Annotated in this window: 26 protein-coding genes and 1 tRNA gene; 10 read left to right on the top strand and 17 right to left on the bottom strand. The window is 60.9% G+C overall.

Annotated elements, in window-relative coordinates:
* Window positions 1-17: 17 nt before the first annotated feature.
* Window positions 18-2,609: a CHASE2 domain-containing protein gene (locus tag CK501_RS11065; protein ID WP_095617848.1), complete on the top strand. Its 2,592-nt coding sequence runs from the start codon at window positions 18-20 to the stop codon at window positions 2,607-2,609.
* A 6-nt stretch (window positions 2,610-2,615) separates the two neighbouring features.
* Here CK501_RS11065 and CK501_RS11060 read toward each other — a convergent pair whose 3' ends face one another.
* Window positions 2,616-3,056: a fibronectin type III domain-containing protein gene (locus CK501_RS11060; protein WP_095617791.1), complete on the bottom strand. Its 441-nt coding sequence runs from the start codon at window positions 3,054-3,056 to the stop codon at window positions 2,616-2,618.
* 117 nt (window positions 3,057-3,173) lie between these two features.
* Here CK501_RS11060 and CK501_RS11055 point away from each other — a divergent pair, with 117 nt between their 5' ends.
* The 3 genes from CK501_RS11055 to CK501_RS11045 all read left to right on the top strand — a co-directional run bounded on the left by CK501_RS11055 (window position 3,174) and on the right by CK501_RS11045 (window position 4,675).
* Window positions 3,174-3,674, top strand: a complete 501-nt coding sequence (locus tag CK501_RS11055) for a GNAT family N-acetyltransferase (RefSeq protein WP_095617790.1) — start codon at window positions 3,174-3,176, stop codon at window positions 3,672-3,674.
* Between the two features lie 174 nt (window positions 3,675-3,848).
* Window positions 3,849-4,199 (top strand): hypothetical protein, encoded by a 351-nt coding sequence (locus CK501_RS11050; protein ID WP_095617789.1) that lies wholly within the window; start codon window positions 3,849-3,851, stop codon window positions 4,197-4,199.
* 35 nt (window positions 4,200-4,234) lie between these two features.
* On the top strand, window positions 4,235-4,675 hold the full coding sequence (locus tag CK501_RS11045) for a VOC family protein (protein ID WP_095617788.1): 441 nt from the start codon (window positions 4,235-4,237) through the stop codon (window positions 4,673-4,675).
* On the opposite strand, the gene eda is transcribed toward CK501_RS11045, so the two are convergent.
* Window positions 4,676-5,329, bottom strand: coding sequence for a bifunctional 4-hydroxy-2-oxoglutarate aldolase/2-dehydro-3-deoxy-phosphogluconate aldolase (gene eda, locus CK501_RS11040; RefSeq protein WP_095617787.1), 654 nt, complete (start codon window positions 5,327-5,329; stop codon window positions 4,676-4,678).
* 1 nt (window position 5,330) lies between these two features.
* Window positions 5,331-6,014 (bottom strand): 6-phosphogluconolactonase, encoded by a 684-nt coding sequence (locus CK501_RS11035; protein ID WP_158223101.1) that lies wholly within the window; start codon window positions 6,012-6,014, stop codon window positions 5,331-5,333.
* 70 nt (window positions 6,015-6,084) lie between these two features.
* Between CK501_RS11035 and nudE the strand changes: the two genes are divergently transcribed.
* Window positions 6,085-6,648, top strand: a complete 564-nt coding sequence (nudE, locus tag CK501_RS11030; RefSeq protein ID WP_095617785.1) for an ADP compounds hydrolase NudE — start codon at window positions 6,085-6,087, stop codon at window positions 6,646-6,648.
* Here nudE and CK501_RS11025 read toward each other — a convergent pair.
* A complete protein-coding gene (locus tag CK501_RS11025) occupies window positions 6,636-7,307 on the bottom strand; it encodes a glutathione S-transferase (RefSeq protein ID WP_095617784.1) in 672 nt (223 codons plus the stop codon). The two genes, nudE and CK501_RS11025, sit on opposite strands and share 13 nt — an antisense overlap.
* A gap of 186 nt (window positions 7,308-7,493) precedes the next feature.
* Between CK501_RS11025 and CK501_RS11020 the strand changes: the two genes are divergently transcribed.
* The gene (locus tag CK501_RS11020; RefSeq protein ID WP_143421422.1) at window positions 7,494-8,672 is read left to right on the top strand and encodes a DcaP family trimeric outer membrane transporter; all 1,179 of its coding nucleotides are present in this window, start codon (window positions 7,494-7,496) and stop codon (window positions 8,670-8,672) included.
* Window positions 8,673-8,697: 25 nt separating this feature from the next.
* Here the strand turns inward: CK501_RS11020 and CK501_RS11015 are convergent, their stop codons facing one another.
* Together CK501_RS11015 and CK501_RS11010 are read right to left on the bottom strand one after the other, a co-directional pair.
* Window positions 8,698-9,816 (bottom strand): hypothetical protein, encoded by a 1,119-nt coding sequence (locus CK501_RS11015; RefSeq protein ID WP_095617783.1) that lies wholly within the window; start codon window positions 9,814-9,816, stop codon window positions 8,698-8,700.
* Window positions 9,803-10,627 (bottom strand): hypothetical protein, encoded by an 825-nt coding sequence (locus CK501_RS11010; RefSeq protein ID WP_143421421.1) that lies wholly within the window; start codon window positions 10,625-10,627, stop codon window positions 9,803-9,805. Before CK501_RS11010 ends, CK501_RS11015 begins: the two co-directional genes overlap by 14 nt.
* Before the next feature lie 131 nt (window positions 10,628-10,758).
* Here CK501_RS11010 and CK501_RS11005 point away from each other — a divergent pair, with 131 nt between their 5' ends.
* Window positions 10,759-11,298 carry a hypothetical protein gene (locus CK501_RS11005; RefSeq protein ID WP_095617781.1) on the top strand — a complete coding sequence of 180 codons (540 nt, stop codon included), beginning with the start codon at window positions 10,759-10,761 and terminating at the stop codon, window positions 11,296-11,298.
* Window positions 11,299-11,544: 246 nt separating this feature from the next.
* On the opposite strand, the gene CK501_RS11000 is transcribed toward CK501_RS11005, so the two are convergent.
* Window positions 11,545-13,428, bottom strand: a complete 1,884-nt coding sequence (locus tag CK501_RS11000; RefSeq protein WP_158223100.1) for a sigma-54-dependent Fis family transcriptional regulator — start codon at window positions 13,426-13,428, stop codon at window positions 11,545-11,547.
* A 213-nt stretch (window positions 13,429-13,641) separates the two neighbouring features.
* Between CK501_RS11000 and exaC the strand changes: the two genes are divergently transcribed.
* The 3 genes from exaC to CK501_RS10985 are packed head-to-tail and all read left to right on the top strand — an operon-like array spanning window position 13,642 to window position 16,654.
* Window positions 13,642-15,162, top strand: coding sequence for an acetaldehyde dehydrogenase ExaC (gene exaC / locus CK501_RS10995; protein WP_095617779.1), 1,521 nt, complete (start codon window positions 13,642-13,644; stop codon window positions 15,160-15,162).
* Between the two features lie 60 nt (window positions 15,163-15,222).
* On the top strand, window positions 15,223-16,251 hold the full coding sequence (gene adhP, locus CK501_RS10990; RefSeq protein WP_095617778.1) for an alcohol dehydrogenase AdhP: 1,029 nt from the start codon (window positions 15,223-15,225) through the stop codon (window positions 16,249-16,251).
* Between the two features lie 55 nt (window positions 16,252-16,306).
* Window positions 16,307-16,654: a DUF779 domain-containing protein gene (locus tag CK501_RS10985; RefSeq protein ID WP_095617777.1), complete on the top strand. Its 348-nt coding sequence runs from the start codon at window positions 16,307-16,309 to the stop codon at window positions 16,652-16,654.
* Between the two features lie 203 nt (window positions 16,655-16,857).
* On the opposite strand, the gene CK501_RS10980 is transcribed toward CK501_RS10985, so the two are convergent.
* From CK501_RS10980 to thrS, 10 genes are all read right to left on the bottom strand, one after another.
* Window positions 16,858-16,934: transfer RNA gene (locus CK501_RS10980), tRNA-Pro, on the bottom strand.
* 64 nt (window positions 16,935-16,998) lie between these two features.
* The gene (locus tag CK501_RS10975; protein WP_095617776.1) at window positions 16,999-17,214 is read right to left on the bottom strand and encodes a hypothetical protein; all 216 of its coding nucleotides are present in this window, start codon (window positions 17,212-17,214) and stop codon (window positions 16,999-17,001) included.
* 77 nt (window positions 17,215-17,291) lie between these two features.
* The gene (locus CK501_RS10970) at window positions 17,292-17,648 is read right to left on the bottom strand and encodes a MerR family transcriptional regulator (protein WP_095617775.1); all 357 of its coding nucleotides are present in this window, start codon (window positions 17,646-17,648) and stop codon (window positions 17,292-17,294) included.
* The gene (gene ihfA, locus CK501_RS10965; RefSeq protein ID WP_077528965.1) at window positions 17,626-17,931 is read right to left on the bottom strand and encodes an integration host factor subunit alpha; all 306 of its coding nucleotides are present in this window, start codon (window positions 17,929-17,931) and stop codon (window positions 17,626-17,628) included. The genes CK501_RS10970 and ihfA overlap by 23 nt, the downstream gene beginning before the upstream one ends.
* 3 nt (window positions 17,932-17,934) lie before the next feature.
* Complete coding sequence (gene pheT, locus CK501_RS10960) at window positions 17,935-20,307, bottom strand: phenylalanine--tRNA ligase subunit beta (RefSeq protein WP_095617774.1); 2,373 nt, start codon at window positions 20,305-20,307, stop codon at window positions 17,935-17,937.
* Between the two features lie 31 nt (window positions 20,308-20,338).
* A complete protein-coding gene (gene pheS / locus CK501_RS10955; protein WP_095617773.1) occupies window positions 20,339-21,337 on the bottom strand; it encodes a phenylalanine--tRNA ligase subunit alpha in 999 nt (332 codons plus the stop codon).
* A gap of 96 nt (window positions 21,338-21,433) precedes the next feature.
* Complete coding sequence (rplT, locus tag CK501_RS10950) at window positions 21,434-21,793, bottom strand: 50S ribosomal protein L20 (protein WP_077528962.1); 360 nt, start codon at window positions 21,791-21,793, stop codon at window positions 21,434-21,436.
* Between the two features lie 34 nt (window positions 21,794-21,827).
* A complete protein-coding gene (gene rpmI, locus CK501_RS10945; RefSeq protein ID WP_095617772.1) occupies window positions 21,828-22,019 on the bottom strand; it encodes a 50S ribosomal protein L35 in 192 nt (63 codons plus the stop codon).
* Between the two features lie 58 nt (window positions 22,020-22,077).
* Window positions 22,078-22,620, bottom strand: coding sequence for a translation initiation factor IF-3 (gene infC / locus CK501_RS10940; protein ID WP_077528960.1), 543 nt, complete (start codon window positions 22,618-22,620; stop codon window positions 22,078-22,080).
* Window positions 22,621-22,622: 2 nt separating this feature from the next.
* Entirely contained in the window at window positions 22,623-24,554 is a 1,932-nt protein-coding gene (gene thrS / locus CK501_RS10935; protein WP_095617771.1) for a threonine--tRNA ligase, read from the bottom strand.
* Between the last annotated feature and the right edge of the window lie 92 nt (window positions 24,555-24,646).

Genomic DNA, 24,646 nt, shown 5'->3' with positions numbered 1-24,646 from the left:
AAGGGATCTTCCATACTATGGAAACCGCCGAGCTGCTGCCCTCCCGCCGTCTGGCACGCTGGCATCTCGCCCTGCCCCTGCTCGCGGTGCTGGTTCTTCTGCTCAGTACCTCCGCCACCCAGCGGCTGGACTTCTGGCTGCACGACACCTTCATCCGCCTGATGCCGGTCACGCCACCGGACGACCTGGCCATTGTCGCCATTGATGAGAAGAGCCTCGAAGCCCTGGGGCGCTGGCCCTGGCCGCGCCACCGCCATGCCAGCCTGATCGACCGCCTGGATGAGGCCGGCGCCGGGCCCATCGCACTGGATATCCTGTTTACCGAGCCCTCGGAAAACGGTCACGACGACCGGCTTCTTGCCGAGGCCATGGAGCGCCATGGCAACGTGATCCTGCCCCTGCATATATTCCCGGGAGACAGTGACATGCCGCTGCGGGAATTCCTGCCAACGGCCCGGCTGACCCGGGCCGCCGCGGCCCTGGGCCATGTGCACGCGGAACTGGACGACGATGGCATCGCCCGCACGCTTTTCCGGCGCCAGGGCCTGGGAGAAGCCACCTGGCCCAGCCTCGCCGATGCCGTGGCCATGCAGGCCGGAATCCAGCGCCAGGCACCCGCGGCGACGGAACAGGCGGCGCCCTATGTGAACGTACGCAGCCACCGTGTCCATGTTCCCTTCACCCCGACCGGTGCGATTCCGCGCTTTTCCTATATTGACGTATTGAAAGGCCGGGTACCGGATTCCCGCCTTGCCGGCCGCACGCTCTTTGTGGGCCACACCGCCGCCGGCTTTGGCGATGTCCTGCCCACGCCCCTGTCCGGGCGCGGCAACCCCCTGACCGGGGTGGAGTTCCACGCCAACACCTATGCCGCCATGGCCCGGAATCGGCTGATCCAGCCGGTATCACTGTGGCCTGTGGCCGCTACCGGCATCGGCATCATCCTGCTGATCACACTGGCATTCCCGCGCATGCGGCCGACGCGCACACTGCTGCTCAGCGTCGGGCTGACCGCCCTGCCCCTGCTGCTCAGCGCCCTTACCATGCGCTGGCTCCAGCTGTGGATGCCCCCTTCGGCGCCAGCAGTGGTGGCGGCACTGGCCTTTCCCCTCTGGACGGCGGAACGCCTGGCGCTGCTCACCCATTTCCTCAACCGCCAGCTGGACGCGCTCGGCCATGAGCGCAACGTACCCACCAGCGAGCTTGCGGATACCGCCCCCGCTCGCCTTCTGGAACACCTGAAGGAACTGCTGGGCGCACGGGATGGCTGGCTTGTTACCGAGGGGCAAGCGGTACGTGGGCAGTCTCCGGTGACCACCCACCAGTTCCAGCAACCCGGTAAATGGCAGCACGAGGCCACCACCAGCCGTGTCCGCTTCCACCGCAATGGGGCCTGGCATGAACTGGGACTGGTCTGGCCCGCAAGCGGTACGGACGATGCACGGCGCGCCTACCTGGACCGCCTGCCCCTGCATGCCGGGAGCGCACACGCTGTCATTAAAACCAGCCGTGAACGACTGTCACGCCGTATCCAGCGCGTCCATGCCGCCGCGCTCAACCTCGCCGGCATGCGCCGCTTCATCGGTACGGGCTTTGAGCGCATGCCGGACGGGGTCATTGTCACCGACGCCCTGGGCGTGATCGAGTTCGTCAACGGGCGCGTTGCCGACTGGTTCGGTACCCCCCGCGAGAGCCTTCAGGGCATGCCACTGCCCCGTCTTCTGGCGGGGTCCGTGCCCCATACGACCCCGCCATCCGGAACCCGGAACTGGCGCGACGCCGTCCTGTCGGTACTCACCGGGGGCACGCCTCTCACCGCGGAACTGTCACTCGGGCAGCGGACCCTGCTGTTCCACCTGACGCCGTTCGGCCGCAGCCCCTGGCGCCAACCCGGCCTGATTGCCAACTTCTCGGACATCACCGATCTGCGTGAGCGCCAGCGCCAGTATCGCGAGGCGATTGATTTCATCTCCCACGACATGCGGTCCCCCCTGGTCTCGCAGCTGGCATTGCTCGATCAGCTCCAGCGCGAGAACCGTCACGCCGCCCCGGAGACACTGGGCCAGATCGCCCGCCTGGCCCGGCGCAGCTATGAACTCGCGGAGGAGTTTGTCCAGCTGGCTCGCGCCGAGGACCTCACTGAGAAACGCTTCTATGAATGCGAACTGCTGACCATTGCCGAGAATGCCGTGGACGCCGTGCAGCAGCAGGCCCAAAGTCGGGAGATCCGGATCGAGCTGGAGGGAGAAGAGGATCTATGGCTGCAGGGCAATGCGGAACTGCTGGAGCGGGCCGTGATCAACCTGCTGACCAATGCCCTGCAGTACAGCCCTGAATCCACGGAAGTGGCGGTTACAGTAGAGAAAGCCGGAGGCTATGGCATTGTGGCGGTAGCGGATCAGGGGCCAGGCATTGCCCCCGAGGACCAGCCCCTAGTGTTCCAGCGGTTCCGCCGACAGCAGAACCAGGAGATGGGCGCCCCGCACGGGGCGGGCCTGGGTCTGGCCTTTGTTCAGACAGTAGCCGAGCGCCATGGCGGCACCGTGGATCTGGTCAGCACCGAGGGGCGTGGGGCCACCTTCCGTCTGTACCTGCCGCTCGAGCCCTGACCGGAATCAGATCTTCTTGGTCGCCAGATCCGCCTCCGGACTGGTCAACCCGTCCTGATCGACGGTCTGGACAGTGAAATACCAGGTGCCCTCGTCAAGCTCCTCCACCTTATGCTCCATGGCCTGACAGTCCTGGCAGGTCACCTCTGTGCTCCTGCTGAGGTTTTCCGGATCCTGTCCCCAGGAGACCACATAGTGGGAAATATGCCCGTCCTTCAATGTATCTCCATTCACCCGGTACCCCGGCGCTTCCCAGCTCAGTACAGCACTGTCCGAGGCGAGCGAGGCAGTCTCCTGGCTGTTATCCTGACCACCATCATCACCGGGCAGATCGGTAACGCCGCTGCTGGAATCGGAACCGCCACCTCCCTGGCAACCAGCCAGTACCAGAGCCGCGATCAGAATAATGGCTACGTGGATCGACGATTTTCTGGCGGAATATGACATCTTTTTGCACCGGTTTGTTGACATTTCAGTGCCAAGACTACCGGCGAACTTTGTAAAAGTGTGTTTAATCCAGATGCGTTTTGGTACGTTTCCGGAGACAGCTCCGAGGTCATCCCCATGAACGCGATCCACTACCAGCGCCTGCTTCCGGAAGCGGACAGCACCCCGCTTCTGAGCCTCTACAGACGCAGCATCGCCTCGGTGGATGACGGCTTCTATTCAGCGGCCCAGCGCCATGCCTGGACCCAATGGGCGGCGGACGCGGCCGGTGCGGATGCACAGCTGCGGCAGGGGTTGACCGTGATGGCGCTGGCCGATGGCAGCCCCGTGGGGTTCGCCCAGCTCTGCCCGGCGCACCTGGTGAACATGTTGTATGTGGATGACAGCTGGCAGAGGCAGGGAATAGGAAAGGCGCTTGTGATCCAGCTGGAGACCGTTGCCCGCCAGAGCGGTATCGCCACCCTGACAACGCGGGCAAGCGATGTCTCCCTGCCCCTTTTCCGCAGCCTCGGCTTTGAACCGGTAAGGCGGGAGCCAATCCGTGCCCGCGAAGGCGTTACCCTGATGCGCACCCTGCTGCACAAGCCACTGCACCACCACTGCGACCAGCGACCTTGATTGAGTGCACAGTCCTTTAAGGCAAATGCGTGCGCCCCCTCACACGGCGGGCACAAAATGATCTAGAGTTTGTAAACAGACGTAACACGATGTATTGGATGCTGCGGCTGCAAAGGCATAATGCCGGTTGATCCTAACCGCTCAGGCCGACAGGCATAGGGGAGGCAATACAGGGTGCTGCTCAGATCTCTCTGGCGACGAAGCAGACGGCAATCGGAAAAATCCGGCAACAACGGGTTCCGGCTGCGTGATCATCTGACCTACACCGGTGACTACCATCTGGAACGCCTGAGCAAGCTGCTGGAGCTGCGCTACCAGCGCAAGTTCCCCTGGAACAGTGACGACAGTATCCGGGACATGATCCATTTCGCCTCCCGGGTCCAGGACCAGGACATCCAGCGCGAGCTGCTGCTGTTCTACCTGAACTGCTCCCCGGCCGTGCAGGAGTATCTGCGCAGCGGCGGCATTGTCGACGCCTCCCATTACATCCACAATCCCAACCGCAACGGGGACGGTTCCGACTGACCCCGCCTGTCACGTTCCACAACAGGAGGCACCCCATGGAATACCTGCACACCATGGTCCGAGTCAGTGACCTTGAGCAGTCCCTGCACTTCTACTGCAACCTGCTCGGCATGGAAGAGGTCAGCCGCCGGGACAGCGAGAAAGGCCGGTTCACACTGGTGTTCCTGTGCGCACCGGGCGACCGTGATTCCGCACACGCCAATAAATCGCCCATGCTGGAGCTGACCTGGAACTGGGATCCGGAAGAATACACTGGCGGCCGCAACTTCGGGCATCTGGCCTACCGCGTGGAAAACATCTACGAGCTGTGCCAGTACCTGCAGGACAACGGTGTCACCATCAACCGCCCACCCCGGGATGGTCGCATGGCATTCGTGCGCTCGCCGGACGGCATCTCCATTGAGCTGCTGCAGAAAGGGGACGCACTGGAGCCCCAGGAACCCTGGGCCTCGATGGAGAACACCGGTACCTGGTGATCAGTCCAGATCCCTGAGGGTATCCGCCGCAAGCTGTTCGAGCCCGGGCCAGTCCCGGGCCCTGATCCGTTCCTCCGGCACCAGCCAGGTACCGCCAACCGCGGCCACATTCGGCTCCCGCAACCAGGTCCCGGCATCCTCCCCGCTGATACCGCCGGTTGGCACCAGCCAGGCCTCAGCAAAAGGCCCCAGAAGGGAGCGCACCATGGGTAGACCACCACTGGCCGCCGCCGGAAAGAACTTGAACCCGCGATAGCCGAACTCAAACCCTTTCAGCAGTTCCGTCGGGGTTGCGACACCCGGCAGCAACGGAATGCTGGCCGTAACACCATACCGCAGGAGGGTGTGCGAGGCTCCGGGGGAGACGGCAAAATCGGCCCCCGCATCAATGGCGCTGTGATAATCCTCGATGGAGCGCACCGTCCCAGCCGCCAGCACCAGTTTCGGGAAGCGCCTGCGCAGGCGCTGGAGCGCCGGCAGGCCGGCGGATGTCCGAAGTGTGACTTCCAGAACGCGGATGCCACCGCTGATCAGCGCGTCGGCTACCGGTTCCGCGTCGGTTTCCTCGTCCAGGGTCAGTATTGGCACCACCCGGGCACGGCGCAGCCAGTGCTCAAGATCGTGCTGGTGATGGCAGCCAAAGTCGCTGTGCATATCAGGGGCTCCAGTAAACGCTCAGAGGGGCCGAAAGCAGACGGGCCACAGGGTATGCCTGCCAATCCAGGTCGCTTGCCTCAATCCGTTCCAGCAGCGCCCGCTTGGCATCCCCGGAAATCAGCAGCATCCGCTCCGTGGCCTGTGCCAGGGCCGGCCAGTTCAGGGTGAGCCGTTCAAGCGGCCCGCTCGCGGCATGGGTCGCCACCACCGCGGGCCCGGCCGTGTTCCGGAGGGCCTCAAGTGATGCCGCATCCCCTGGGAACCAGGAGGCACTGTGCCCATCCTCGCCCATGCCCAGAACCGCCACAACCGGTGGCCATGGCACACGGTCCATCAGGGCCCGGACCTCCAGGGGCTGATCCAGGGGCACAAAGCGGGCACCGGCGGCCTGGCCGGTCAGGAGACTTCGGCGGATCAGCCATTCATTGCGGGATTCCGGCTCCGGCGGACTGGCCCGTTCGTCCACCGGCATCACCCACACCCGCTCCCAATCCAGGGCACAGTCAGCCAGGCATTCAAAGAACTGGACCGGTGAACGCCCTCCAGAGACCAGGAGGGTGACCGCCTCGCTCCGGGCCAGTACCCGGCGCAGGGCACTGGCCACATGACCCGCCAGCGCCTGGGCCTGAGCTTCCCTGTCGCTGAACAGGTACCACTCTGGAGTATACCGGTTGCCATTCATGGTTTTGCGCCCTGCTGCCATTCCAGCCAGACTGTTGGCCTTACCGTCTCACAGAACAGGCCCTGAAACCATGGAAAACAAGCCCGAGATACTGGACACACGACTGGTCGCCCGCAGCCGACTGTTCGGGATCGAGGAAGTGCATCTGCGTTTCACCAACGGCACCGAATGCGAGTTCGAACGCCTGCGCACCCCGCCGATCGCCGGCATCATGTGCGTACCGCTTCTGGACGACGACACCGTGGTGCTGATCCGTGAATACGGAGTGGGAACCGAGGAATACCACATCACCCTGCCCAAGGGCGGTACCGAACATGGCGAGGACTGGCGCGAGACCGCCAACCGGGAGCTCCAGGAGGAAGCCGGATACCGGGCGGAACACCTTGCCTGGATGAAGGACATGACCCTGTCACCGGGCTACATGGGCCATCACATCCGGGTGATCCTCGCCGAGGGGCTGAGCGAGTCCCGCCTCCCGGGCGACGAACCGGAACCGCTGGAGGTCTTCACCTGGAAGCTCTCACAACTGGACGAGCTGGTGGCCCGGGAGGACATGAACGAGGCCCGGGTGATCGCCGCCCTGTACATGGCCCGGGATCTGAAACAGGGCGGCAGGCCGGTTCAGGAGGCGTAGGCGTACTCGCCGCCGGCCTCCAGGGCGCGCCGGTAGGCCGGGCGCTGCTGGTAGTTCTGCACGTAACGGGCAATGTTGGGGTAACGCCGCCCCGCCATCCCGGAAGCCACCACCGCTTCCAGCGGGAAGCTCATCTGGATGTCCGCCGCTGTAAGACGCCCATCCACAAACCAGTCCTGGCGCGCCAGATGGTCCTCCACAAAATCCAGGTGGGAGGCGATGAGCGGACCCAGGAACATCTTATGGGTCTTGTCGGCAATGCCTTTGGCTACGGGCCGCGCGAAGAACGGCATGGGCCCGGTGCGGACCTTCTCGAACACCAGCCGCATGACCAGTGGCGGCATGAGTGACCCTTCCGCGTAATGCATCCAGAAGGTCCAGTCCAGAAAGCCCTCACCCCCTTCTTCCACCAGCAGACGCCGCTGGGAATCCTTGCGGGCAAGGTAATCCACGATGGCGCCGGATTCGGCAATCACCCGCCCTTCATCCTCAATGACCGGGGATTTTCCAAGGGAATGGACCCGCTTGAGGCTCTCCGGCGCAAGGTTGGATTTCGGGTCCCGCTGGTGATGCTGGATGCGGTAGTCCATCCCCAGCTCCTCCAGCATCCATAGAATGCGCTGGGACCTCGAGTTGTTGAGGTGATGCAGTGTAATCATGCGTGCTTCCTGCGTTGAGACGGGTGTACCGATTCACTACGCAGGGCGTGCGGCCACGGATCAATGGATTTCGACCAACGTCTAATTGCGGCAATCCCGTACGCCACGCAGGCTCATTCTTAACGGAAGACAGCAGTCGTTCCGGAATGAGCCGTGCTCAAGCTCTGTCTAAAAGGAGAAATCACAATGAACAAAAAACTCTCAGTGACTGCCCTCGCGATTGCCATCGGTGCCGCCTCCAGCGGTGTCCAGGCTCAGGATCTCGAGGAGCGGGTTTCCGCACTGGAGAACACGCCGCTGGCGAATACGAATTTTGATGTTGGTGGGTTTATCAAGCTGGATTCCCACCTTACCCAGGCGACAGATGGCGACTCCTCGGCGTCCGAGGAATTCCTCGTTCCTTCCGCAATTCCCACAGGGGGCGATAACAGCAGCACAAACTACAACACAAACGCAAAGCAAAGCAGGATCTTCTTCAAGACAACAACAGACACTGATATCGGTGAAGTAGGTACCTATATTGAAGTGGACTTCCGCGGTGCTGGCGGTAATGAGAATGTCTCAAACAGCTATGGGACCCGCCTCCGTCATGCCTTCATGACGTTTCAGGACTTCACCATTGGTCAGACCTGGTCCACCTTTCACGACGTAAGCGTTCTGCCGGAGAATCTGGATTTCGTCGGCCCGGTAGGCACCATTTTCAATCGTCAGGCTCAGATCCGTTACAGCCCGGGTAACTGGGATTTCGCAATCGAAAACCCTCAATCCAACCTTCAGGACGACGTGGGCGTAGCAACTAACTTTGACAACTCAAGCGTTCCAGACCTGGTCGCCCGTTACAACGTTCCCATGGATTCAGGACATGCGAGTGTCGCTGTTCTGGGACGTGAAGTCTCCTATGAAGGTGACTTCGCCACGGATCAGGATACCCGCGAAAAAGCTTATGGGTATGGTGTTTCCCTCTCTGGCAAAATGCCAGTAGGTGATCAAGGCAGCGATATCCGGGCCCAGCTTAACGCTGGCAACCTTGGACGCTACATCGCTCTTGGCGCCTTTAACCCTGGCTATGTCGAAAGCAACGGTGATATCGAGCTTATCAACCAGATGGGCGGCTTTGTCTCCTATCGTCACATCTGGACCTCCCAGTGGCGCTCCAATTTTACAGTTTCACACGTTTCCTCGGATAACGATGATGAGATGGGCAACGTGATGAAGAGCGCCAGCAGCGCACATGCCAACCTCATCTATTCGCCAATCTCCAACCTGGATCTCGGTGGCGAAGTAATCTGGGGGGACAAGGAGATGGAAAGTGGCAGCAACGGTGAGCTGCACAGGCTGCAGTTCACCGCCAAGCTCGGGTTCTGATCCGGACCCGTTATCCTGCGGATCATCATCCGTGCTCCGTTTGGCCGCCACCCTGTGTGGCGGCCTTTTTTATGGTATCCAGTGGGGTCAGCGTCCTGCGGATACGGAGCCTGTGGCGGCCATTCAGCTGCTCCAACCGTTCAGACAGCGCCCGGGAGAGCTGGCGCCTCAGATCATCACGCACGCCATTAAGCCCTTCCCTTAAACGCTGTTCCAGCCTGTCCCGATTCGCCCACTCATCCGCCTCGATCATGGCCCAATCGATACTGATCCATGCAGCGGTACCCGCAACAAGGCCACAGCCTACCGCCAGCGGCCCGGTCGCTCCGCAGCTACCCAGTCCCGCCAGCGCCGCTGCTCCGGCCCTTGAGGCGACCCTGCCCGCACCCCGGGCTGCTGCAGCGCGGCCTCCGGAGGCCACCGCCGCGCGTGTTGCCGCCCGCCACACCAGCGCCCCCGTCGCAATCCCCCCTGCACCGCTCAGGGCCAGGCGGTTCTCCAGCCTGCTGCGCTCATCCGCCATGCCCCCTGACGACAGCCCATCCAGATCCAGTGCACGGGGATCATTCTCCCTGGCGTGGTTGAGGGGCGGGGGCACCTCATAGTCCGACAGGGCGGCCTTCATCATACGGCGCCACCCCGTCCGGGTCCGCTCCGCATAGCGGCCCGCATCCGTTGCAAGCCCACGCTCCAGCACCACCAGACGCGAACGGAAATCCGTCTCCTCAAACAACAGTTCCTCGGTTCTGCCGACCACCAGTGCCCTGCCTTCAAAGCCCATTTTCTCCAGCGCCCATCCACTCAGGCGGGTGTATTCACCCCCGAGGCTGTAGTACCAGTCCAGAAACGCCGGGACCTGCTTCTCGACAGGTTCGAAGAGCCGGACCATACCCCGTTCGAGACGCTCCTCCAGCCCCTCCCTTGCGAGGGCACCCCCCAGGCGGAACCAGATCCCCGAACGGGCCTGAAGTGCCGGCAGGCGGGATTGCGGCACCCGATAGTGGCTGCCATCAAGCACCAGATGCAGACGTGCCTCCCTGGGCGCTTCCCCCTGATGGAATGCGCCGGCGCCGTACCAGCCGGCCACCAGCAACGCACCGACCAGAACCAGCCCCAACCCTTTCAAGCGCTCACGCCCCGCCATCGCGCAGCCTCTCCGCCAGGACACCGTTGAACAACACCAGCAGGGCCATTACGAACAGGCTCTGGCGTACCAGCACGGAAACCCATACCCCTGCCCTGAACCAGTACGGCTGATCCAGGGCCGTAACCTGCTGCGCCAGCCACTGCTCCGCGCCCTGCCAGGCCGCAACCCACTGCGTGCCTTTCTCCACGACCACGCTCGCGGCCGCTTCACGGTCGGTAACGTGCCAGAGCGCCTGCTCCAGGGTCGCCTCCCGGAAATCCGGCTGTGGCTGAACCAGCGCCAACAGAAGCAGGCACAGGACCAGGACAATACCCGCACTCCACTGCCCTACCCGCGCAACCAGCTCCGGGCGGTAAACCGGTGAGACATCGCGCCAGAACACCCGATCCGCGCAGGCTCTTGCCAGCGCAAACAGCAATACCGCTACCAGCATCAACCGCCAGACCTCGGGTTCATCCCCTATCCGGACGACAGTCAGCAGCAGAACCGCGGCGAGCACGCTGGCTTTACCCAGCTGAATGATGAACAGGCACATGCCGCCACGCAGACGCCGGTTCCATGGACTTTCCGGGTAGAGGTAGGCGTTGCGCCAAGCCCTGCGCCTGATCCGCGCCCGCCCGAACAGACCACGGAGCATCACCAGTGTCACCACCGTCCAGATCAGCACCACCCAGCCGGTTGTCAGTAGCCGCCCCTCCAGCATGAACAGCCACAACGCGGCGACGCACAGCAGAAGCCGGACCGCATGCCCGGCGATGCGGTACTGTTCGGGTGGCGTGTTCACGGGGACAGGTGAGGTCATCGTCATGGGGTTATTCTGGCACAGCATACAATCATGCTGCTTGAACACTTTCTGATCAGGTCGTACCTTGTAATAACAGACCCCGAAGCACAGCGGTCTCGGAGCCTGTTCAACCCTGAATGAGCAGGAGGTGACCTATGAAACGTCTATTCTATCTCGTCGACCGGATGGACAGCGTGGAAGCCATTTCCGAGGATCTGCACCAGGAAGGCATAACGGACTGGCGCTTCCATATCCTCAGCCGGGACGAAGCAGGCCTGTTTACCCGGAAGCTGCACAGCGCAAGCCTGTTTGACCGTACCGATCTGCCCCGTTATACCGAACGTGGCGCCTTAGCCGGCGGCCTGTTCGCCCTGGCTTTCATAGCAACCGCACAGTGGACCCAGGCATTCGCCATGCCCACCGTCGCCTGGATTGCCCTGTTTCTGTTCATGGTGGCCGCAGGCGCCTTTCTTGCGGGTTTCGGCGGCATCGGCGCGGAGAATTACCGGATCCGCCGGTTTCACGACGCCATCGAGAATGGCGAGCACCTGGTCATGGTCGATGTCCGGAAAAAGGATGAGCAGCGCATGAAGGAACTCATGGCCCAGAGGCATCCGGAAGCGCGTCTCCAGAGAGAGACATCGTCCTTCAACAATCCATTCGTGGAGGAAGACGGGAAGCCCCATCTGTTCTGATGTTCTGAGTAAGGGAGTTAACGATTCAGGGAGGAATTGGTCGGGGCGGCGGGATTTGTACCTGTACGGTGCGTATCAGTGGGTATCCAGAAGCATGCAAATCAGTCCCTTACAGAAGCCGCGCGCGGTAAAGCTACAAGGGAGCAGGACACAATGTTTGCTGCCGCCTCGGGATCGGCTTCCGCTCCGATGTGTTCTGGTTCAAACCCGACAGTTATGCCCAACCCAGGCCCAAGATGACCGGCATCAGCCCTGACAGCGCTTATGAAGACGCCGATAGAGCGTGCTGCGACTAACTCCAAGAGCCCGGGCTGCAGCGGCGTAGTTGCCCTGATGGGCCTCGATAGCCTCGATCATACAGCGCTCTTCTGTTTCGCGCAGCTCGCCTTTCGTTGAATTCGGCGTTTCGGTATTCGTACTTGCCTCAGAATGTAGGGTTGCCGGAAGATCACCTGCATTGATCGGCCTACCTGGCTCTCGCAGCGCTATTGCTGTGCGCAACACATTGTGCAATTCGCGAAGATTGCCAGGCCAGTCATGGGCAAGCAGGCATTCCTTGGCGGTCCGCGAAAGAGCCGCTGTTGGATCTGTGCTCGTAATGAACCGATCAATAAGCCCTTCAAGGTCAGCGCGTTCGCGAAGCGCCGGCAGCACCACCTCCAGCCCGCATAGGCGATAGTAAAGATCAGCCCGGAACAGCCCCTCCGCCATCTCGCCCCGTAGATCCTGGTGGGTGGCGCTCACCAACGCAAAGTCCACCGGGATGGGGTTGGTACTGCCCACGGGAACGACACAACGATCCTGGAGCACACGCAGCAGCCGACTCTGTAGAGCGAACGGCATGTCGCCGATTTCGTCGAGAAACAGCGTTCCGCCATCGGCGTTCAACACATAGCCCGAAGCCCCTTCTGGACTGGCCCCGGTGAATGCTCCCGGGCGGTAGCCAAACAATTCCGCTTCCGCTAGTGACTCGGGAATAGCAGCACAGTTGACGCTCACCAGAGGCCCATCGCTACGGTCGCTGCGCTCGTGAAGCATCCGTGCCACCTGCTCTTTGCCTGTGCCGGTTTCGCCTTTGAGCAGCACCGGGATCCCATTGTTAAAGACACGGCTTGCCCGCTGCATGCGAGCAACAAAATCTGGATCCCCCGCATGCAGTGTTGGGCACGGGTCATCCGAGGACGGGTTGCTGGCTTGCCTTGCAACTGCTCCGGATATTCGGGTCGCAGGCCCGGGCCAGCGGATGATGGCGGTCACATTGATGCCTTGGAAGGTGTGCAGTACGACTCTGTCATTGTTGAACGTGGTGATGCGATCCAATGTTGCATCAAAGAGCGACTCAAAAGCATAACCGGGTACTAGCTGGGGAAAATGAGCCTTTGCGACCTCATTCGCAGCGAGTGCCCGGCCATTCTCATCAAGCGCAAGGATGCCCTCACCCAGGGTGCCGATCAACTCGGGCCGCGCATGGAAATAGAGGTATACCGCTTCCGGGTATTCAGCCTCAAGAATCCGGTTTTCGATCATCCGTGCGCCCATCCGAACCAGCCCCAGTCCATGGAGCTGACGCGCGGGCTGGTCGCCCGAAACGTCGAGTAACCCAATGATCTTGCCAGTAGCATCGCGAATCGGCGTTGCCGCACAGGTGAGGAAGGTGTTGCTTTCGAGAAAATGCTCGGCCCCGTGAACAGAGCTGGCGCGCCCTTCGGCAAGCGCGACACCGATGGCGTTGGTTCCGCGGGCGGCCTCGCCCCAGCAGGCGCCTGGTTGCAGAGCGACGCGCTGGCTTCGGCGGTTGAAGGCCGGATCACCTTGGCGTTGCAGGATGATGCCCTCGGCATCGGTGAGCAAAACGGCACTGTTGGTGCCGGCGATCTGCTGGTGCAAGTTAGCAAGTTCTGGCTGCGCGAAGGCGATCAGCCGCTCGTTGCGCTGTCGGATGCGCTCAAGCGCAGATTGCTCAAGCATCGCATCTGTGCCAGAGCGCCCGGGCTTCAGCCCGAGCGTGCGACAGCGCTGCCACGAGCGCCCCACGCCGTCGGCGACACCGGCCGGCGGATCAGCGCCCTCAAGCAAACGGGTTCGCAACTGATCGAAGCTCCACTGATCCATATAACCACGGCGACCCATCGCAGTCTTCCTGTGTTGCACGTTGCAGCGTACTGTCGCAGTTTGCCACATTGCAACCTCCCAATGCGACTTTTCGTCGTTAAAACCTTCCACCCTATAAACCCTACAAAATCAGTTACCTGAAAATAAAGGTGGGTTCTGGTCCGATTCTTGCCCCGACTGGTGTGCAGTACGACGTACTGCATAACCAACAAAAAAGCAGGAGGACAAATCATGATCTATGCCGCACCTGGCAGCTCCGATGCGATCATCAGCTATAAAGATCAGTACGAGAACTTCATTGGGGGCGACTGGAAGGCTCCCGTCGATGGCGAGTATTTTGATAACCCTACACCAGTGACAGGGCAGACGTTCTGTCGCATTCCTCGCTCCAAAGCCGCCGACATCGAGCTGGCTCTGGACGCAGCCCATGCCGCCAAGGAAACCTGGGGCTCGAGGCCAGTCGCTGATCGCGCCGTAATACTCAACCGCATCGCCGACTGCATGGAGCAAAACCTGGAAAAGATCGCCGTTGCGGAAAGCTGGGACAACGGCAAGCCAGTGCGAGAGACGCTGGCTGCAGATATCCCGCTGGCGATTGATCATTTCCGCTACTTCGCTGGAGTCATCCGTGCGCAAGAGGGGACCATCGGTGAGCTCGACAACGACACGGTGGCCTACCACTTTCATGAACCCCTTGGGGTCGTTGGTCAGATTATTCCGTGGAATTTCCCGATCTTGATGGCCACCTGGAAGATCGCGCCGGCACTTGCGGCGGGTAACTGCATCGTGCTCAAGCCTGCTGAACAGACACCGGCGAGCATTCTGGTGTTGCTCGAGATGATCGCGGATCTGCTGCCAGCCGGCGTTCTCAACGTGGTCAACGGCTTTGGCGCCGAGGCCGGCAAGGCGCTTGCGTCCAGCCCTCGTATCGCCAAGATCGCCTTCACGGGTGAGACGACGACTGGGCGGCTGATCATGCAGTACGCCTCGGAGAATATCATCCCGGTTACCCTGGAGCTTGGCGGCAAGTCTCCCAATGTCTTTTTCGAGGACTGCTTTGCCGAAGACGATGGATTCCGCGAGAAATCTCTTGAGGGCTTCTCCATGTTCGCCCTCAACCAGGGCGAGGTCTGCACCTGCCCGTCACGTGCGCTTGTCCAGAAGTCGTTCTATGGCGACTTTATGGATGCTGCCCTGGAGCGAGTCGGACGGATCAAAACCGGCAATCCGCTCGACACCGAGACCATGGTCGGCGCTCAGGCCTCGCGCGATCAGCTCGAGAAAATCCTCGCCTACCTTGATATTGGTCGCCAAGAGGGTGCCAAGGTACTTACCGGTGGTGAACAACTACAGCCAGAAGGCGATCTTGCCGGCGGCTTCTACATCCAGCCAACAGTGTTTGAAGGCAGAAACAGCATGCGGATATTCCAGGAGGAGATCTTTGGTCCCGTTGTTTCGGTCACAGATTTCACCGACATGGATAACGCTCTCGATATTGCCAATGACACGCTTTACGGGTTGGGCGCTGGTCTCTGGTCGCGCAGTGCCCATACCACCTACCGGATGGGGCGCGGCATCCAGGCGGGCCGGGTCTGGACCAACTGCTACCACCTATACCCCGCGCATGCGGCCTTCGGTGGCTACAAGCAATCAGGCATCGGTCGCGAAAACCATCAGATGATGCTGGCTCACTACCAGCAGACAAAGAACCTGCTCGTGAGCTACAGCCAAACCCCTATGGGGTTATTCTGATCTCACTCCAGGCGGCGTTGGTACCGCCTTCCACGTCTTATACGAAATGAGGAAAAAACAATGACAGAGATGATGAAGGCCGCATTCGTACGCGATTTCGGTCAGCCCCTCGAGATTGACGAAACGCCTGTACCACGTCCCGGGCCCGGTGAGGTGCTGGTGAAGGTGGCCGCCTCCGGTGTCTGCCACACTGACCTGCACGCCGTCGAAGGCGACTGGCCCGTGAAACCGATACTGCCACTGATTCCAGGCCATGAGGCCGTCGGTCATGTCGCCGCGATTGGCGGCGGTGTCAATCATGTGCGTGAAGGTGATCGGGTCGGCGTACCTTGGCTTTACGATGCCTGCGGTCACTGCGAGCACTGCCTCGGAGGCTGGGAAACTCTGTGTGAGTCACAGAACAACACCGGTTACTCGGTTCAGGGCGGCTACGCTGACTATGTAATTGCAGATGCCGAGTACGTGGGCCACATTCCAGACAAGCTCGGCTTCCTTGAGGCGGCGCCCATCCTGTGCGCAGGGGTTACCACCTATAAGGGCCTTAAGGTGACCGATACCCGGCCCGGGCAATGGGTCGCCATTTCGGGTATCGGTGGTCTCGGCCACGTTGCGGTGCAGTATGCAAAAGCCATGGGAATGCACGTTGCCGCGGTCGATGTAGCACCCGAGAAGCTGGAGCTCGCCCGCCAGCTTGGCGCCGAGATCACAATCAACGCAAAAGAAGAGGATCCAGGGCAGCGCCTCAAGTCGGAAATAGGGGGTGTTCATGGCGTACTGGTCACCGCCGTATCGAATATAGCGTTCAGCCAGGCTCTCGGTATGGTCCGGCGGGGTGGCACGGTGGCACTCAACGGCCTGCCTCCGGGGGACTTCCCCCTGCCCATCTTCGACCTGGTGCTCAACGGCATCACCATACGTGGCTCCATTGTCGGAACACGGCTGGATCTGCAGGAGTCACTGGAGTTTGCCGGTGAAGGTCTAGTCATGCCCACGGTGACCAAGCGCAGCATTGATGAGATCAACACAATCTTCGATGAGATGCGCCAAGGCCAGATCGAGGGGCGTATGGTACTCGACATGGGGTGCTGACTCTGTAGCCATTGCGGCCAGCCTTGCGCTGGCCGCCCACCAATGGAGAACAGTCATGACTGAAGCGACGATCGGGGTCACGGCTACCCTTGAAACTGAGGCCCTTATTCACGAGCTGCACAGCCGGCATGGTCCACTTATCTTCCACCAGTCGGGCGGCTGCTGTGACGGTAGCGCCCCGATGTGCTACCCGCGCGAAGAGTTCCGCGTCGGCGTTCACGACGTTTACCTCGGCAACATTGCTGGCGAGCCTTTCTACATTGGCGGTGAGCAGTACAAACTCTGGGCGCACACCAACCTCATCATCGATGTTGTTGAGGGACGCGGTGCCGGTTTTTCACTGGAGGCGCCAGAGGGCAAGCGCTTTATCACGCGCTCCGAGGTGCACGTAGCACCAGACTAGCTACCGGGGCCAACGTGAGCCTTGCCTGTTCATGAACCCACAGTTCGTGGCCAAACAGCTAGGACACTCGGTGACGCTCAGGGTTTACTCAAAATGGATCGATCAGCAGGGAGATCGGCGCGAGATTGTCAGGGCCGTACGGCCTGAGTGTGCTGGAACCTACTGGAGGCAGCGTCAAGACACTGAAATAACTCGAAAGGAATTGGTCGGGGCGGCAGGATTTGAACCTGCGGCCTCTGCTCCCCCAGAGCAGCGCGCTACCAAGCTGCGCCACGCCCCGACCGAAGGGTGCTGCGTTAACAGCGGCGCAAATAATAACGGATGGGGCAGTTAAATGAAAGGGGTCAGTTCAGGGCTCTGCCCAATTCCTTCAGCGCCACAAGCCGCGCGATATAGGAGACCTTCACACCCAGCGCGAAGATGAGCATGGATACGTGGGCGGCGATCTGGCCCACCATGCTGATGTGGTCAGCAAAGGGATAGGCAACGAGAACGCAAACGCCAATGGCTAAAAGACAGAATGCCAGGGCACTGTTGGCGATGAGAAGAAGACGTTCCATGGATAAGTCACCATAAGATTCATTTATTATGAATCATAATAGAGGCAACGGAAGGCTGATTCAAGTCAGAGAAGGGTTCAGGTATTGAGAACGTTCAGTACGTCTTCCAGCTCGGTGATCATCTGGCGGATGAGCTGCTTGTACTGGGTATCCTCTTCCTTGGTATCTTCGCTGCTCAGCTTCTGCTTAGCGCCACCGATGGTGAAGCCCTGATCGTACAGCAGACTCCGGATCTGGCGGATGAGCAGGACGTCCGCACGCTGGTAATAGCGCCGATTGCCCCGCCGTTTGACCGGATTGAGCTGCGGGAACTCCTGTTCCCAGTAGCGCAGCACATGCGGTTTCACATAGCACAGCTCCGCCACTTCACCAATGGTGAAGTAGCGTTTGCCCGGGATGGCCGGCAGTTCGTTATTGTGGCTGGGTTCCAGCATAAGCTTCCACTTTCTGCTTGAGCTTCTGGCCGGGCCGGAAGGTCACGACACGCCGGGCGCTGATCGGGATCTCTTCCCCGGTCTTGGGGTTCCGGCCGGGGCGCTGACGCTTGTCCCGTAAATCAAAGTTGCCAAAGCCACTGAGCTTGACCTGCTCATTATGGCCCAGCGCCTCGCTGATTTCGCCGAAGAACGCCTCCACCATTTCCTTGGCTTCACGCTTATTCAGTCCCAGCTCTTCATAGAGCCGTTCTGCCATGTCGGCCTTGGTCAGTGCTGCCATTCGCTAACTCCTCAACTGCGCGCCCAGCCTTGTGCTCAGTGCGTTGGTCACGCCATCCAGCAGTTCCTGGACTTCAGCGTCACCCAGGGTGCGTTCCGGATGCTGCCAGAACAGGCTCAGTGCCAGGCTCCGGCAGCCCTCCTTCACGTGTTCGCCCTGATAAACGTCGAACACCCTGAGCCCGGTCAGCAGCTCCCCGGCCGCTTCCCGGGCTACATTCTCAACGGCGGCCCATTCCGTTTCCTCATCCACAAGCATAGCCAAATCACGGCGAACTTCAGGAAATTTTGAAAAAGCTTTGAAATGAGGGACATGCCCGTTGAGAACTGTTTCCAAGCTTAGTTCATAAAGACAGACGTTGCCATTCAGATCCAATGATTTCTGGATTCCCGGATGCAGTGTGCCGATCCAGCCCACCGGCTGACCCTCGCTGTAGACCCGCGCCGACTGGCCCGGATGCAGCGCTGGATGGCGCTCACGGGCGAAACGGAAGTTCTGCCCCAGCATCGCCCCCAGGGATTCCAGATCACCCTTGGCATCATAGAAGTCCACTTCCCGGTTGCCGTTGACCCAGTTCTCACTGGCGACTGGCCCGCTGAGCAATGCGCTCAGCATCCCCTCCTGTTCAATGGCCTGCCCCTGGCGCTCAAACCGGAGCCCGGTCTCAAACAGCCGCACCCGGTGCTGCTGGCGTTTCTGGTTGTACGCCAGAGTCTCCAGCAGCCCGGGCCAGAGGCTGGAGCGCATGACCGCCATGTCGGCGGAAATGGGGTTGGCCAGCTCAATGCCTTCCGCGTTCGGGGTAACCTGCTTCTGCCGCTCCGGCGAGATGAAGCTGTAGGTAATGGCCTCCTGATACCCCAGGGCCACCAGATGATCACGGACCCGGTCCAGTGGCCGGCGGGATTCCGGCTCAGCGCGCAGACGCAGGCGTCCTTCGGGCTCGGTGACCGGCATGCGGTTGTAGCCATAGATGCGCCCGATCTCCTCGATCAGGTCCACTTCCAGAGCAATATCGAAACGGAAGCTGGGGACTTCCACCTCCCAGCCATCGCGGTAAAGATGCACCACCCGCAGCCCCAGCCGGGCCAGGATTTCCTCGGCGGTGGTGCGGTCGATGGTCATGCCCAGCACCGCGTTGACCCGCTCTTCCCGCAGATGGACGGTCTGCTGGGCAGGCAGGTGCTGCTCGCTCACCACCTCAATGACTTCTCCCGGTTCACCACCGACGATGGAAAGCAGCAGCGCTGTGGCCCTTTCGGTGGCGGCCCGCTGCAGGCGCCAGTCCACGCCACGCTCAAAGCGATGCGAGGAATCCGTGTGTAGGCCATGGGCACGCGCCTTGCCCGCAAGCCCGACCGGATCGAAGAAGGCGCTCTCGAGCACAATATCCCGGGTCTTTTCCGAGACACCGGAGCCTTCACCGCCCATGATGCCGGCCAGTGCCACGGGCCTGCTGTGGTCCGCGATGACCAGGTTGTCCGTGCGCAGGGTCAACTCCTGCCCGTCCAGAAGGGTCAGCTTCTCCCCTTCCGAGGCCATGCGAACGACGATGCCGCCCTGTACATGAGCGCGGTCGAAGGCGTGCATGGGCTGGCCCAGCTCAAGCATCACGTAATTGGTGACATCCACCACCGGGTCGATGCTGCGGATCCCCGAGCGGCGCAGGCGTTCCTTCATCCAGACCGGCGTTTCCACGGCAACATTCACGTTGCGGATGATGCGCCCGACATAACGCGGGCAGGCCGCGGCGGCGTCCACCCGGATGGAGGGAATCTCGGAATGCGTGGCCGGAACCGGGTCGGGCACCAGATCCTCAAAGGGCTCTTCGGTCAATGCCCCGAGATCCCGTGCCACACCACGAATGGAAAGGCAGTCGCTGCGGTTCGGGGTAAGATCCACATCCAGGCTCTGATCGTCCAACTGCAGCCATTGGCGAAGATCCGCACCGGGTTCGGCTTCAGAGGGCAGCTCCATCAGGCCCTCTGCTGCATCAGACAGCGCCAGCTCCGATTCGGCGCAGAGCATGCCGTTGGACGTCTGCCCGCGCACCTCGGTACGCTGGATCGACATGCCCCCGGGCAGGCTGGCACCTGGCCGCGCCAGCGGCACCCTGAGGCCGCCCCGGACGTTGGGCGCCCCGCAGACCACATCCAGGGTTTCCCGGCCATCCCAGACCCGGCAGAGGCTCAGCTTGTCCGCCTCTGGATGGGGTTCAACCGCCGTCACTTCCCCGACAACGACCCCCTCGAAGGCGCCGGCAACCGGCTCAACCTCATCCACTTCCAGGCCGGCCATGGTGATGGCCTGAACCAGTTCGTTGCTGCTCATGCGGGGATTGACCCATTCCCGCAACCACTGTTCGCTGAACTTCATCGGTCTGAATCCTGTTTATTCCAATCGGGCTTCAACGGAACTGGCGCAGGAAGCGCAGATCGTTCTCAAAGAACTGGCGCAGATCGGTCACGCCATAGCGCAGCATCGCCAGGCGCTCCACGCCCAGGCCAAAGGCAAATCCGGCCCACTGTTCCGGGTCCACGCCACAGTTCTCGAATACCCTGGGATGCACCACACCGCAGCCCATGACCTCCAGCCACTTGGTGCTGCCGTCCGCTTCCCGGCCCCATTCAATGTCCACCTCGGCGGAAGGTTCCGTGAAGGGGAAATAGGAGGGACGGAAACGCACCGCCAGGTCCTCTTCAAAGAACGCCCGCAGGAACGCCTCGATGGTGCTCTTGAGATCCGCGAAACTGGCGTGGCGATCCACCAGAAGCCCTTCCACCTGATGGAACATGGGCGTGTGGGTGAGATCCGAGTCACAGCGGTAGACACGCCCCGGGCAGATCATACGGAACGGCGGCTCGCCATTCTCCATGGTACGGATCTGTACCGGCGACGTATGGGTTCTCAGCACCGTGCCCGGATTGAAGTAGAAGGTGTCGTGCATGGCTCTGGCCGGGTGGTGCTCGGGAATGTTCAGAGCCTCGAAGTTATGGTGGTCGTCCTCGATCTCAGGACCTTCCGCCACCTCATAACCGGCACCACCGAAAATGGCCTCTATACGGCGCAGCGTGCGCGTCACCGGATGCAGACCACCCGCATCACGCCCGCGCCCCGGCAGGGTCACGTCGATGGATTCGGAAGCAAGCCGGGCCTCCATGGCCTCCGCTTCGAGCCGTTCCTTCTTTTCGGCAATAGCGTTCTGGACCTGCTCCTTGGCCTGGTTGATGCGCTGACCCGCCGCCGGGCGCTCCTCGGCGCTGAGCTGGCCCAGTGTCTTGAGCAGGGCCGTGAGATGCCCCTTCTTGCCCAGGTAGTCAACGCGGACCTGTTCAAGCTGCTTCAGGTCCGTACTCGCCTCAACCGCGTTCAGCCCCTGCTTGAGCAGGGATTCCAGGTTCTCCATGCAACGGACTCCAAAAAAATAGGGGAAGAGCGTGCTCTTCCCCTACTGATCCAGGTTGGGCCCTGACGGGCCGGTTTTCAGCGGACGATGAAGAGCTCAGGCCGCCAGTGCGGTCTTGGCCTTTTCCACCACTGCCGAAAACGCCTGCTTTTCATTCATCGCCAGATCCGCCAGAACCTTGCGATCAATCTCGACGTTGGCCTTCTTGAGGCCCGCGATCAGGCGGCTGTAGGACAGACCGTTGGCGCGCGCGCCGGCATTGATACGGGCGATCCACAGCGCACGGAACTGACGCTTGCGCTGCTTGCGGTCGCGATAGGCGTACTGCTTCGCCTTGATGACCGCCTGTTTCGCAACACGATAGACACGGCTCCGGGCACCGTAGTAGCCCTTAGCCTGCTTCATAACCTTTTTGTGACGACGGCGCGCCACCACACCACGTTTAACGCGAGGCATAATCCAATCCTTTTATCTACTGACCTGAAACGGTTTACTGACGAAGCATGCGACGGATATGAACCTCGTCGCTCTTGTTCACCTGAGTCGTACCACGAAGCTGACGCTTCCGCTTGGGACTCTTCTTGGTCAGGATATGACTGGTATGCGACTGCTTGCGCTTGAAGCCGTTGGCCGTCTTCTTGAAGCGCTTGGCCGCCCCGCTGTTGGTTTTCATCTTGGGCATTTCAACTACTCCGCATTCGGTATCAGATAATGATGGATGACGGCTCGCAGAGAGGCCGTCATTTCTTCTTCCGGGGGGCAACCACCATGGTCATCTGACGACCTTCCATCTTGGGCCGCTGCTCAACCTGAGCCAGCTCCTCGATGTCGGATTCCACACGCTGCATAAGCTGCATGCCGATTTCCTGGTGGGCCATCTCACGTCCGCGGAAGCGGATGGTGACCTTGCCTTTGTCCCCCTGCTCAAGGAAACGTATCAGGTTGCGCAGTTTGACCTGATAATCCCCTTCTTCAGTTCCAGGCCGGAATTTGACTTCCTTGATCTGGATCTGTTTCTGCTTCTTCTTGGCGGCTGCCCGGGCTTTCTTCTCCTCGAACAGCTTCTTGCCATAATCCATGATCCTGCAGACCACGGGGTCCGCGTCTGAGGCCATCTGGACCAGATCCAGCTCCACCTCCGCGGCTTTTTCGAGCGCCTCTTCAAGAGGCACGATACCCACTTGATTGCCTTCTGAATCGATCAGGCGAACTTCGGATGCATCGATGTTCTCGTTGATCGGTGGACGCTGGTTGCGCCCACCACGCGGGTTCGACTTTTTGATAGTTAGGTCTCCGTTTCGACTCTGCCCTTGCGTTTGGATTCCGTCTCCAGACGGCCCTGGAGCTCCTCCAGAGTCATGGTACCCAGATCCTCGCCAGTGCGGGTCCGGACAGCCACCTCGCCTTTCTCGACTTCCTGATCGCCAACCACGACCAGGTAGGGTACCTTGTCAATCGTGTGCTCGCGAATTTTAAAGCCGATTTTCTCGTTTCTCAAGTCAGCATGGGCGCGAAAGCCCGATTCCTCAAGCTTCAGCGCCAGATTGCTGGCGTAATCGGCCTGATTGTCCGTGATATTCAGAACCGCCACCTGCAGCGGAGCCAGCCAGAGCGGGAATGCCCCCTCATATTCCTCGATCAGGATCCCGATGAAACGCTCGAACGACCCGAGGATGGCTCGATGGAGCATCACCGGCGTCTGACGCCCCTGCTCCTGGTCCCTGGGCACGTACTCGGCACCCAGACGGCCCGGCATGGCAAAGTCCACCTGAATGGTGCCGCACTGCCAGACGCGCTCCAGACAGTCCTTCAGTGAGAATTCGATCTTGGGCCCGTAGAAGGCGCCCTCGCCGGGGAGCAGCTCCCACTCAACGCCTTCGTTGTTGAGCGCTTCCTCCAGCGCTTTCTCGGACTTGTCCCAGATTTCATCCGAACCGACCCGCTTTTCCGGGCGGGTGGAGAGCTTATACTGAATCTTCTGGAAACCGAAGTCCTGATAGACCTCGTGCAGCAGGTCCATGAACGCCGCCACTTCACTCTGGATCTGGGATTCCTCACAGAAGATGTGGGCGTCATCCTGGGTAAAACCACGCACCCGCATCAGACCATGAAGCGCGCCGGATGCCTCGTTCCGGTGACAGGAGCCAAACTCGGACAGCCTCAGCGGCAGGTCCTTGTAGCTCTTCAGGCCCTGATTGAACACCTGCACATGGCAGGGGCAGTTCATGGGCTTGATCGCGTAGTCGTACTTCTCGGACTCGGTGGTGAACATGTCGTCCTGGAACTTCTCCCAGTGACCGGACTGCTCCCAGAGCGTGCGCGATACGATCTGCGGCGTACGGATTTCCTGGTAACCGTGTTTCCGCAGCTTGACCCGGAGGTACTGCTCAATCTGCTGATAGACCGTCCACCCCTTGGGGTGCCAGAACACCATACCAGGTGCCTCTTCCTGCATGTGGAAGAGGGATAGCTTCTTGCCCACCTTGCGGTGATCGCGCTTTTCCGCTTCCTCCACACGCTTGAGGTAGGCCTTGAGCTGCTTCTTGTCCGGCCAGGCGGTGCCGTAGATCCGCTGCAACTGCTCGTTGTCGGTATCGCCCCGCCAATAGGCCCCGGCAACCCGGGTCAGCTTGAACGCTCCGAGACGGCCTGTGCTGGGCACATGCGGGCCACGGCACAGGTCGATGAACTCGCCCTGCTTGTAGAAGGAGAGCTGCTCCTCGCCCGGAATGTCGTCGATGATCCGGACCTTGTACTCCTCCCCCATGCGGTCAAAGAGCTCCTTCGCGCTTTCCCGGTCCATGAACGACAGCTCAATGGGGAAGTCCTGCTTCGCGAGCTCCTCCATCCGCTTTTCGATCTTTTCGAGATCGTCCGGCGTGAAGGGGCGGTCATACCTGAAGTCGTAGTAGAAGCCGTTTTCCACCACGGGACCGATGGTTACCTGGGCGTCCGGGAAGAGTTCCTTAACCGCCTGCGCCATCAGGTGAGCCGTGGAGTGGCGGATCACCTCAATGCCCTCCTGGTCACGGTCCGTCACAATCGCCACTTCCGCATCATCGTCGATGGTATAGCCGGTATCCACCAGCCGGCCATCAACCTTGCCTACCACGGCGGCTTTGGCCAGACCAGTACCGATGCTGCGGGCCACTTCCTCGACGGTAACGGGGTGGTCGAAAGTGCGCTGACTGCCGTCCGGCAGGGTAATCACGGGCATAAACAGGCTCCTGTCAGTGGTGATCCCCACGAAAGATCACGTGAATGTTGGTAAGCGGAGAATTCTAACAACGGAAAAGCCGCACGGCCATC

This window comes from Halovibrio salipaludis (genome assembly GCF_002286965.1).
Lineage (GTDB): Bacteria > Pseudomonadota > Gammaproteobacteria > Pseudomonadales > Oleiphilaceae > Halospina > Halospina salipaludis.
The sequence above is the reverse complement of the archived record's forward strand: the minus strand, read 5'-3'. Positions and strand labels throughout refer to the sequence as shown.